9 protein-coding genes and 1 pseudogene are annotated in these 8,529 nt (G+C 72.8%); 5 read left to right on the top strand and 5 right to left on the bottom strand.

What is annotated here, in order from left to right; translation table 11 throughout:
* Positions 1–286: 286 nt before the first annotated feature.
* From ACYU8I_RS13885 to ACYU8I_RS13875, 3 genes and pseudogenes are all read right to left on the bottom strand, one after another.
* A complete protein-coding gene (locus ACYU8I_RS13885) occupies positions 287–484 on the bottom strand; it encodes a hypothetical protein (protein WP_460841828.1) in 198 nt (65 codons plus the stop codon).
* A 77-nt stretch (positions 485–561) separates the two neighbouring features.
* Positions 562–618: pseudogene (locus ACYU8I_RS13880) on the bottom strand (GIY-YIG nuclease family protein); the annotation flags it as partial.
* A gap of 562 nt (positions 619–1,180) precedes the next feature.
* On the bottom strand, positions 1,181–2,671 hold the full coding sequence (locus ACYU8I_RS13875; RefSeq protein WP_460841816.1) for a family 14 glycosylhydrolase: 1,491 nt from the start codon (positions 2,669–2,671) through the stop codon (positions 1,181–1,183).
* A gap of 110 nt (positions 2,672–2,781) precedes the next feature.
* Between ACYU8I_RS13875 and efp the strand changes: the two genes are divergently transcribed.
* Genes efp through ACYU8I_RS13850 form a run of 5 tightly spaced genes read left to right on the top strand, consistent with a single transcriptional unit; the run spans position 2,782 to position 6,829 of the window.
* Positions 2,782–3,345 carry an elongation factor P gene (efp, locus tag ACYU8I_RS13870; RefSeq protein ID WP_460841814.1) on the top strand — a complete coding sequence of 188 codons (564 nt, stop codon included), beginning with the start codon at positions 2,782–2,784 and terminating at the stop codon, positions 3,343–3,345.
* 5 nt (positions 3,346–3,350) lie between these two features.
* Positions 3,351–3,752 carry a transcription antitermination factor NusB gene (gene nusB / locus ACYU8I_RS13865; protein ID WP_460841812.1) on the top strand — a complete coding sequence of 134 codons (402 nt, stop codon included), beginning with the start codon at positions 3,351–3,353 and terminating at the stop codon, positions 3,750–3,752.
* Entirely contained in the window at positions 3,749–4,816 is a 1,068-nt protein-coding gene (locus ACYU8I_RS13860) for a GNAT family N-acetyltransferase (RefSeq protein WP_460841809.1), read from the top strand. Before nusB ends, ACYU8I_RS13860 begins: the two co-directional genes overlap by 4 nt.
* Positions 4,813–5,445 carry a hypothetical protein gene (locus ACYU8I_RS13855; RefSeq protein ID WP_460841807.1) on the top strand — a complete coding sequence of 211 codons (633 nt, stop codon included), beginning with the start codon at positions 4,813–4,815 and terminating at the stop codon, positions 5,443–5,445. Before ACYU8I_RS13860 ends, ACYU8I_RS13855 begins: the two co-directional genes overlap by 4 nt.
* Positions 5,438–6,829 carry a dihydrolipoyl dehydrogenase family protein gene (locus ACYU8I_RS13850; RefSeq protein WP_460841805.1) on the top strand — a complete coding sequence of 464 codons (1,392 nt, stop codon included), beginning with the start codon at positions 5,438–5,440 and terminating at the stop codon, positions 6,827–6,829. The genes ACYU8I_RS13855 and ACYU8I_RS13850 overlap by 8 nt, the downstream gene beginning before the upstream one ends.
* Here the strand turns inward: ACYU8I_RS13850 and ACYU8I_RS13845 are convergent.
* Together ACYU8I_RS13845 and ACYU8I_RS13840 are read right to left on the bottom strand one after the other, a co-directional pair.
* Positions 6,818–7,564, bottom strand: a complete 747-nt coding sequence (locus ACYU8I_RS13845; protein WP_460841802.1) for a sulfotransferase-like domain-containing protein — start codon at positions 7,562–7,564, stop codon at positions 6,818–6,820. The genes ACYU8I_RS13850 and ACYU8I_RS13845 overlap by 12 nt on opposite strands.
* Positions 7,561–8,511 carry an aminotransferase class IV gene (locus ACYU8I_RS13840; RefSeq protein ID WP_460841800.1) on the bottom strand — a complete coding sequence of 317 codons (951 nt, stop codon included), beginning with the start codon at positions 8,509–8,511 and terminating at the stop codon, positions 7,561–7,563. Before ACYU8I_RS13840 ends, ACYU8I_RS13845 begins: the two co-directional genes overlap by 4 nt.
* Positions 8,512–8,529: the final 18 nt, after the last annotated feature.

The raw sequence follows: 8,529 nt of genomic DNA, 5'->3' as shown, positions 1-8,529 counted from the left end.
GCAAGCTCACCCCGATCGAGTTTGAGACCATCTACACGGCCGCTGACGCGGCCTGAAACCACACACCCCAAGTGACAACCAGACCTTCAGCAGTCCCTTCTGCGAGGGACGAGCGGCTGTGTGCCGCTCCCTGAGGAGCGCCGCGAGGGACGAGCGGGGCGTCACGAAGGGGCGCCCTTCGTGGCTCGCTCCGCTCGCCTCAGGGACCGGGGGCCGCTCCGCTCGCACGTCAGGAGCTGGGGGCCGTGCCGATCCCTGAGGAGCCTCGCGAGGGACGAGCGGGGTGTCACGAAGGGGCGGCGCGGTCGGCTTGCTGTGCGGCGGCCCGGGCATCGCGTCCGGCTGGGGAGCGGGAGGACAGCAGCCGGAGGGTGTCGAGGTCACCGTCGGCGAGCGCACGCTTCTTGGCCCGGCTCCAGCCGTGTATGCGGCGCTCGGTGGCGTAGGCGTCGCGCACCGACTCCAGCTCGACCGCCCACAGCAACGTGACGGGCCGCCTCCGGCGGGTCCAGCCGCCGGGGTGCCGTCCTGGTGCTGGGCGAGCCGCTGCGCGAGGTCGACGGTGCTGCCGACGTAGAAGGATCCGTCGGCGCACTCGAGGAGGTAGGTCCGGGCCACGGCCCAGGGTCGCCCCGCCAGCGGGGCCAGTGACGCGAACCGCCCCGACCTGTGGACGGCGAGCCCGTTGTCGATGCCTGTGGACGGTGACGGCGCCCTTCGTGGCTCGCTTCGCTCGCACCTCAGGGAGCGGGGTTGCTCTGCACGCACTGCGCGGCGGGGCGTCGTACGGCCCTTCGTGGCTCGCTCCGCTAGCACCTCAGGGACCGTGAGCCGCTGCACCCAACCGATCCCTGAGGAACCCCGCGAGGGACGAGCGGGGTGTCACGAAGGGGCGCCCTTCGTGGCTCGCTTCGCTCGCACCTCAGGGATCGGGGGGTTGCTCTGCACGCACTGCGCGGCGAGGCGTCGTACGGCCCTTCGTGGCTCGCTTCGCTCGCACCTCAGGGATCGGGGGGTTGCTCTGCACGCACTGCGCGGCGGGGCGTCGTACGGCCCTTCGTGGCTCGCTCCGCTCGCACCTCAGGGACCGTGAGCCGCTGCACCCAACCGATCCCTGAGGAACCCCGCGAGGGACGAGCGGGGCGTCACGAAGGGGCGGGGCGCGCCGACGAAGCGGGGGTCAGGGGGTGCGGAGGTCGGCGATGAGGCGGGCGTAGCGGGTGCGGGGGAGCTCCTTGTCGTTGCCGGAGCCGACGTCGACCATGCGGAGGACGGTGAGGCCCTCGTAGCCCCACTGCTCGAAGGCGTCGGTGATGTTGTCCCAGCCGCGGTCGCCGTAGAGGCCGCCGTTGAGGGCGTTCTCGCCCTTGAGCGGGGTGCCGACGCGGGCGGCGTAGTCGCCGATCCAGCCGACCAGGGTCTTGGCCAGGGAGTACGGCGGCAGCCCGTCGACGGGCTCGCCCGGGTTGTTGTCGTCCATCTCCAGCGCCGTGAAGTGCATGACGACCTTGCGCCTGGTGGGGACGTCACCCGCGAGCTCGATGATCTTGCGGTAGCCGTGGCCGGTCGACCAGTCCTGCTCGCGCACGCTCGTCTGGATCAGGCCGGTGGTGACCTCGGTGGCCCGCGGGTAGGGCGAGCCGGAGCCCATCTGCCAGTGGATGCCGGGCACCTTGTAGCCGATGTCGGCGTACCGGAAGCCGTCACCGACCGCGCGGGTCACGGCGGTGAGCATGCGCTCGCCGTGGGCGACGAGCGAGGCGTTGTACCAGTCGACGAAGTCGAGGCCGTAGCGGCTGGAGCGGTAGTCGCCGCTGTCGAAGAAGTCGTCGGCGTCCTTCGGCGAGGCGACCTGGCGCCAGGAGCGGTAGTCGGTGTCCCACGCGCGGTTGAGCCGCTTCAGGCTGCCGTAGCTGCGCCGGGCGTCGTCGCGGAAGTCGGCCTGGGCGATCGGGGAGTAGGACTGCAGCGCGCCGCGGGTGGGGTAGCCGGAGCCGGTGTCGTGGGAGTTGTACGACGGGTAGCGCAGCTCGCCCGAGGGGCCGAGCGAGACGTTGAGCTCGCTCATCTCGCGGCCGTAGGAGGGGTCGTAGCGGCGCACGAACGCCTTGGTGAAGTCGACGTACTCCTGGCGCACGACCCGGTCACCCCAGCCGGAGACGGTCTCGGCCGACCAGTTGCCCTGCTCGCTGCGGTGCTGCAGGCCCTTCGGACCGAGCTTGATGCCGTCGACGCGACGGTCCTGGTACTTCGTCCACAGCCACGACGGCAGCAGGCTGGTGTAGTCGTCGCCGACGTTGCCGCCGCACTGGTGGAACGACAGGATCGGCGCGATGTCGAGCCCGGCGAGCTTGATCTCGCGGAAGACCCGGTCGTAGTAGCCCCAGGTGAAGCGGTTGTCGCGCTGCTCGACGTCGCCCCACCAGACGTCGACCGACACCGCGTCGACGCCGTACGACGACACCGTGCGCAGGTCGGCGCGGAAGGTCGCCCACTCCTGGTCGGTCTCGATCTTGAGCGGCGCCATGACGTTGTAGGAGGACTCGGGGTTGCCCTGGGCGAGGTTGCCGGGCGGGCGTGGGTCGTCCGCGACGGCGGGGGACCCCGGGAGCAGGGAGGCGGCGAGGCCGAGGGCGACGGCGGAGGCGGTGGTGAGGAACCGGGAGCGCATCACCGCACGATGTCACGGCGTCCGGACCCACCGCTAGACTCGACCGCCGTGCCACCAGGCACCACAGAAGCTCTCTCCACCGCTCTCGACCGAAGGTGCGACGACTCCGCATGGCAACGACGAACGACCTGAAGAACGGCATGGTGCTGCGCCTCGACGGCCAGCTGTGGCAGGTGCTGTGGTTCCAGCACCACAAGCCCGGCAAGGGTGGCGCCGTGGTGCGCACCAAGATCAAGAACATCGAGAGCGGCAAGACGGTCGACAAGACCTTCAACGCCGACGTCAAGGTCGAGGTCGCCTCGGTCGACAAGCGCACGATGCAGTACCTCTACAACGACGGCACGTCGTTCGTCTTCATGGACACCGGCACCTACGACCAGATCGAGGTCGCGCCCGACATCGTCGGCGACGCCACCAACTTCCTGCTCGAGAACCAGGAGGCGATCGTCGCCACCAACGACGGCCGGGTGCTCTACATCGAGCTGCCCGCGTCGGTCGAGCTCGAGGTGACCTACACCGAGCCGGGCCTGCAGGGCGACCGCTCCACCGGCGGCACCAAGCCGGCGACGCTGGAGACCGGTCACAGCATCAACGTGCCGCTGTTCATCACCACCGGCGAGCGGGTCAAGGTCGACACCCGCGACTCCTCCTACCTCGGCCGCGTGAGCAGCTGACGCGGGTGAGCGCTCGCTCCAAGGCCCGCAAGCGGGCCCTCGACCTCATCTACGCCTCCGAGATGCGCGGCCGCTCGGCGGTCGAGGCCCTCGAGGAGATCCCCGGGGGCCCCAACAACGCCTACACCGGCGAGCTGGTGCGGGGCGTCGTCGCGCACCAGGAGCACATCGACGAGGTCATCACCCGCTACGCGCAGGGCTGGACCCTGCAGCGGATGCCGTCGGTCGACCGCAACGTGCTGCGCCTGGCCGTCTTCGAGGTGCTCTACGTCGACGACGTGCCCGACGCGGTCGCGGTGTCCGAGGCGCTGCAGCTGGTGCGCGAGCTGTCGACCGACGACTCCCCGGCCTTCGTCAACGGGGTGCTCGGCTCCGTGGTGCGCGACCGGGAGTCCCTGGCCGGATGACCTCCCCCCGCCCCGCCGCCGACGAGACCGCCCCGCGCACCCTGCCCGGGCTCCCCGACGGGTGGACGGCCCGCGTGCCCGGTCTCGACGACGTGCCCCGGCTCGTCGAGCTCCGGGGCGCCGACAAGCAGCCCTGGACCGGCTCCTCGTCGGTCGACCGCGAGGCCGTCGAGTCCGAGGTGGCCGGCCCCGCGTCGTGGACGCGTCGCCAGGTCGTGCTCGTCGACCCGACCGGCGAGGTGCGCGGCTGGGTCGTGGTGCACGACCGCGCTGCCGGCCGCACGATGCTGCACGTCTACGTCGACCGCGCGATCGCCGACGCCGCCGAGCGCGGCGCGGTGGCCGCAGCGGCGTACGCCTTCGTGGAGGCGCAGGCGGTCGAGATCTGCGTGCTCCGCGAGATCGACGAGACCCGGCTCGACGCGAGCCCCTTCGCCGACGACACCGAGCAGCGCGGGTGGCTGACCGAGGCGGGCTACGCCCACCAGCGCACCTGGCTGCAGATGACGCGGCCGGTCGAGCGGGCCGAGCAGTTCGACGGCCCTCGCGAGGGCGTCACGATCCGGCGGGTCGAGGCCCACGACAACGGCCTGCCCGTGGCGCGCGACCTGCAGATCGTGCACGAGATGCTCGAGAAGTCGTTCCAGGACCACTTCAACTCCTACCGCGAGAGCTTCCCCGAGTTCGTGCAGCGGCTGCGCGAGGACCCCGGCCACCGCTGGGACCACTGGTGGCTCGCGTTCGTCGACGTCGACGGTCGCCCGGAGCCGGCGGGTGCCGTGGTCAGCACGGTGCTGCCCGAGAACGCCCAGGGCCACGAGGGCTCCTACATCGACTACATCGGCGTGCACCGTCTCGCCCGAGGTCGCGGCGTGGCCAAGTCGCTGCTGCACACCGTGATCGCCGACGCGGCCGAGCGCGGCCGCGACCGGGTCGGCCTGGAGGTCGACGACGACTCGCCCACCGGGGCCAACGGCCTCTACACCTCGCTCGGGTGGCGCACCGACTACGTCACCGAGTCGTGGTTCAAGCAGCTCCGCGTGCGCGAGCACGCGGCCGGGTGAGCCGCTCCCGGCACCGGTTCCGGGGGCGGATCGCCGGCGTCGGCACCACCTACGGGGTCCGGGTGGTCGTCGGGCACTGGCGCGAGAGCCCCCTCGGGGCGTTCAGCGACGTGATGCTCGCCGAGCCCGACGGCCGTCGTCACCTGCTGGCGCCGAGCCGCGAGGTCGCCGACTACGTCGCCTCGACCTACACCTTCGACGAGGTCCACGTCGTCGACGTCGACGTCGCCGTGGACGAGCGGCCCGGCGCGTGGCACGTGCGGGCCGGTGACCTCGACCTGCGCGTCGGCGTGGGCCGTCGTACGGCGCTCGGGGTGCTGCTCCGGCTCGTGCCCCGGGCCCTGGCCGAGGCGCCCTGGTGGACCGCCGTGACCGACCCGGTGGCCCGACGCCTCCTGCGCGGCGTGCGCACGCGGGGGAGCGCGGGCGGCGGGCGCCGGGAGTACTACGGCGCCACCGACCTCCGAAAGGTCGTGTCCGCAGGCGGCAGCTGGGCGGGGCGTGACCTCGGGACGCTCGCCCCGGTCGCCCCGGAGCCGCGCTTCGGGTTCGGCTCGACGCCCGAGGAGCCGTCGGTCACCGACCTCGTGACGACCGTGCTGCTTCGGGAACGGGGGAGCGGTGACTGACGCGAACGGTGACGACGTGACGTGCGACGTGGTGGTGGTCGGCCTCGGCCCGGGAGGCGAGGCGGTGGCGACGCAGCTCGCCCAGGCCGGGCTCGACGTGGTCGCGGTCGACGAGCGGCTCGTGGGCGGCGAGTGCCCGTTCTACGGCTGCATCCCGAGCAAGATGATCATCCGGGCCGCCGACGCCCTGGCCGAGGCCCGCCGGGTCGGTGACCTGGCCGGCACGGTCGAGGTGCGTCCCGACTTCGGCCCCGTGGCCCGGCGCATCCGCGACGAGGCCACCAGCGACTGGGACGACTCCGCCGGGGTGCAGCGGATCGAGGACGCGGGCGCCCGGTTCGTGCGCGGCCACGCGCGCCTCAGCGGCGAGCGCACCGTCGAGGTGGCCGGCACGACGTACGTCGCCGCGAAGGGCGTCGTGCTCGACCCCGGCACCCGGCCGGCGGCGCCCCCGATCGACGGCCTCGACGGCACGCCGTACTGGACCAACCGCGAGGCGCTCGAGACCGAGTCGGCCCCGGCCAGCCTCGTCGTCGTGGGCGGCGGGGCGATCGGTGCCGAGCTGGCCCAGGGCTTCAGCCGCTTCGGCACCCGGGTGACGGTCGTGCAGCACGGCGACCGGCTGCTCTCCGCCGACGAGCCCGAGGCGGGGCGGTTGCTCGGCCAGGTGTTCGCCGCGGAGGGCATGCAGGTGCTCACCGACGCCGAGCTGTCGCGCGTGGGCCACGCCGACGGCCACTTCACGCTCACCGTGTCGGTCGAGGGCGGCGAGCAGGAGCTGCAGGCCGAGCGGCTGCTGGTCGCGGCCGGACGCACCCCCAACCTCGACGACCTCGGTCTGGAGACCGTCGGTCTCGACCCGGCGGCGCGCACGCTCGACGTCGACGAGCGGATGCGGGTGGGCGGCCACGAGGGCTGGCTCTGGGCGATCGGCGACGTCGTGGGCCACGGCGCCTACACCCACACCTCGATGTACGAGGCGGCCGTCTGCGTCGCCGCCGTGCTCGACCAGGAGCACGAGCCGGCCGACTACCGCGCCGTGCCCCACGTGACCTTCACCGACCCCGAGGTCGGCGGCGTCGGCATGACCGAGCAGCAGGCGCGCGACGCGGGGCTCTCGGTGCGGACCGGCGTCCAGGACATGGCGGCCAACTCGCGCGGGTGGATCAACCAGGCGCAGGGCCTGGTCAAGCTCGTCGTCGACGCCGACCGCGACGTGCTGGTCGGCGGCACGGTGGTGGGCCCCACCGGCGGCGACATCCTCGGCATGCTCACGCTCGCCGTGCACGCCGAGGTGCCCGTGGCCACGCTGCGCTCGATGATCTACGCCTTCCCGACGATGCACCGCGCCGTCAGCGAGGCGCTGGCCGCGCTAGAGGCGTAGCCGGCGCTCGCGCAGCTGCTCGTACGCCGGCCGGCAGGTCTCCGCGACCGCGGCGTCGTGCGGGCTCAGCGTCACCTCGCGGGGCCGGTAGGGCTCGAAGCCGGTGGAGGCGAGCACCGCGTCGTACCAGTACGGCGCCCACACGCCGTCGGAGTCGCGGGGGCCGGCCGGCCACGACAGCATCGCGTCGGTGAAGTCGATGCCGAGCCAGTCGCACAGCCACCGCAGGTGACCCGCGGGGTCGCGCAGGAAGTCGGCGGCGTCGACGACCGGGGTGTCGTCGGGCAGCACCTCGGCCAGCCGGACCTGCTGCAGCAGCCCGATGTCGGCGGGCTCGCACGACTCGCGCGAGCGCACGTAGGAGGCGACCACCTCTCGCGGGTCGCGCACGAGCAGCACGTTGCGGAAGTCGGCGACCCAGTCGAGGTCCATCTCGGGCAGCAGGTGGTGGGTCATGTGCTTGGCGTAGTGCACGGGCGCCCCGACCGGGGCGGTCAGCCCCGCGACCGCCTCGCGCCAGTCGGTGGGCTGCGAGGCGAGCACCTCGTCGCGGCCGGGGTGGTCGAGCCCGGTGGCGGCGAGGTAGGCGGCGTACAGCGGCTCGTCGACGACGACGGTGTCGGGACGGTTCTCCCAGGCGCGCATCATCGCGGTCGAGATGTTGCGCGGCCCGCTCCACATCGCCACCCTGACGGTCCCCGAGGAGCCGGGGGACGAGGCGTCGCGAAGGGTCACGACCGTCCCTCCACGTCGGCCGCGACGTGCGCGGCGTACAGCTCCTGCAGCCGGTGGGTGACCGGCCCGCGGGCACCCGCGTGGGGCAGGCCGTGGCCGATGGTGCGGCCGTCGACGACCCGGACGGGCACCACCCCGCCGAAGGTGCCGGTGACGAAGGCCTCCGCGGCGTCGTAGACGTCGGTCAGGCTGAAGGTGCGCTCGTGGGTGGGGATCCGTGCGGAGCGGCTCACGTGCAGCACGTTGGCGCGGGTGATGCCGTGCAGGCAGTAGCGGCCGTCGGAGGTCCACACCTCCCCGGTGCGGGTGACGACGAAGAAGTGGGTGCTGTTGCACGTCGCCACGAACCCGTCGGGGTCGAGCATCAGCGCCTCGTCGGCGCCCGCGGTGTAGGCCTGGATGCACGCCGTGACGTCGTTGAGCTTGGAGTGGGCGTTGAGCCGCGGGTCGATGGTGTCGGGGTGGGCGCGGCGCACGTGCGTGGTGAAGAGCGTGATGCCGTCGACGGCGACCTGCGGGTCGGCCCGCTTGTGCTCGGCGACGACGACCACGGTGGCGGGCCCGACGGTGACGCGGGGGTCCTGGTACGGCGTCGACTTCACGCCGCGGCTCACCATCAGCCGCACGTGGACGCCGTCGGTGTCGGGGGAGTCCATGGCGTTGGCCCGCAGGGTTGCGGTGATCGCGGCGGCCAGCTCCTCGCGCGGCGGCAGGTCGATGAGCAGTGCGCGGGCGCCCTGCTCGAGGCGGTCGAGATGGGCGTCCAGGAACGCCGGCCGGCCCGCGACCACGCGGAGCCCCTCCCAGACGCCGTCGCCGAGCACGAAGCCGGAGTCGAAGACCGAGACGGTGGCCTCGGCCCGTGGTCGCAGCACCCCGTCGACCCACACCTGCACGGCTTCGTTGCGGGGGTCGCTGGCCGAGTGCTGGGTGCCGGTCGCCGTCATGCGGCGATCTTGTCAGTG

It is taken from the genome of Nocardioides marmoraquaticus, assembly GCF_054777915.1.
This window is presented reverse-complemented; position numbering and strand designations above follow the sequence as displayed.